The 1,994-nt window shown below is 59.7% G+C and carries 2 protein-coding genes; both read right to left on the minus strand.

What is annotated here, in order from left to right:
- Positions 1-227: 227 nt before the first annotated feature.
- Positions 228-1,331, minus strand: coding sequence for a CAP domain-containing protein (locus H5U08_RS17030; protein WP_297035818.1), 1,104 nt, complete (start codon positions 1,329-1,331; stop codon positions 228-230).
- A gap of 116 nt (positions 1,332-1,447) precedes the next feature.
- Positions 1,448-1,994, minus strand: a 547-nt coding sequence (locus H5U08_RS17035) for a hypothetical protein (protein WP_297035823.1), incomplete at its 5' end; no start/stop codon positions are given.

Here is a 1,994-nt window from a genome sequence, read left to right on the forward strand (position 1 = left end):
GATTCATGAATCGCCCCTACCACATGTTCAGTTGATTATTTAACCCTCGATCATCAATCCCGCTTGGCCGGGCACCACAAGCTGGTCCCCCGGAGGGGAGGCTCTTTCATTGGTGCCAGCCGGAACAACGCAGCATTTTGGATAGTCGGCAAGAGATCGGAAATCGTTCGATGGTGGCTGCGGGGCAGGACTTTACCGTCGGTGGGTTCTGGTCAATGGGCAGCCCCTCAGTTCCCGAACAGTTCCGTGTAATAGGTGCCCGCGACTCCGACGCCGACCCGCTTGTGGTTGCCCAGCATGTTCTTGTGATGGCCGGGACTGTGGAACCAGCCCATATTGGCGGCATTTCCATCGCTGTAGCCTGCGGCGATATTTTCTGCGGAGGCGGAGGTGCCGAAGCGGCGGGCCCGGTCCCAGGGCGTCGTTTTGCCCGGCACGGGTGATGTGTGGTCGAAAAAGCCCAGGGTTTTCATGTCGTTGGAGTGATCGCGGGCGGCCGCGCACAGACGGAGGTCAATAACCAAAGGGTTGAGGCCCAGTAAAACGCGAATCATATTGAGAGCCAGAATACAACGCGCTTCTTCTCGCTGGAGCTGTTTGGCCAAAATCGCGTTTTGGGCGAGGATTTGCCGGGCAGGGGGATCCATCGGCGAAACCAAAAAGGCTGCCAGGGTTTCCTCGCCCACAAGATATTCCTCAAAACTCGGCGGACGATCGGGGCGACTTTCGGACGGGGCGGCCTGGTAGAGCACGCGGGCGCACTGTTCCCACAGGCTGCCCCATTCGGTGAGCTTTTCCCGTTCGCTTCGCAGGGTGTCGGAGGAAGCGAGCACGACTTCACGGGGAATGACGAGCCATTGCTGGAGCTGCTTCAATCCAGGGTCGCCCACCTGCTGGATCATTTCCTTGGTGAGATCAGGACGCTGGCGAAGACTCAGCACCGCCTCGCGAACGGCGGCTACCTGCCGGGGATCCACCTGCCGGAAATGCTGACCTGCCTGCCGCTGGGCCTGTCGGGTGAACATCTGGCCGTAGCGTTCCAGTCGCGCGGAGAGTTGCTTTTCGATCACCGGAAGAAGAGCTTCCACCCATGCCGGGCCACCTTCCACCGCTTGGGCGACGAGTTTGCGGCGTTCTTCCATGCTGGTACGCGGAGATTGGAACTGACTGACGAGCTCCCGGATGGCCGGACTGGTGGAAGAGCGTCGGGGTTCCGCCAGGAGAATTCCCGACGTCAACCAGACGGCCGCCATGCCCGCGAGAATGAGTGCCACGAGCGCCTGCTGTGGCCACCGGATCGCAGCGCGGATGGCATGGAAGAGGGTGCTCACGCGGATGCCTCTTTGGGTTCGAAATAGCATCTCGGACCGCACGCCAGGTTTGAACGGACCATCAAATGCCGCCTCCGTTGCTACCTGCTGTGAACGGCAGTCCGCAGCGCCACCCGTCACGTATTGGGGGAACTCTCCGATTTTGCGGAGCTGGGTTGCGTCTCCGGCTGAGCGGGTTCCGAATACTCTTTCTGAAGGGTGGGCACGACTTTTTCGTGGAATTCACGAAGCGGATAGTCATCCGGGAGGCTTTCGCCGATCGTACTGAGCAATCGGTTGTAATTGATATCCAGCTCGGCGATTTCCGTGGCAGTGCGCCGATCGGAGAGCCGCGCCAGGTGGGGAAATTTCTGGAGGAGAGCGGCGGCCTGGGGGAGGGCCTGTTCGAACTCAGTTCGTGCCTTTGCCAGGTTGGCGGGATTGACCCCGGCAGTCAGGATGGAGTTGGCCATGGCCGTGTGCCGCTTGATGGCCACCAGTTCAGGAGTGTGCAAGCACTGGATGCGGATGATGTCGGCCAGCACGAAATTCCGAGGAAAAACGTCGCCCAGTTTGACCAACACCGCATCATAGAGGTTGATGGCGTTCATCATGTCGTTAACGGCTTGTCGGTCAGAGAGCAATTTCAGGCTTTTTACCAGTTCCGTCAATTCGTGGAACTGG

It is taken from the genome of Thermogutta sp. (assembly GCF_014359955.1).
Lineage (GTDB): Bacteria > Planctomycetota > Planctomycetia > Pirellulales > Thermoguttaceae > Thermogutta.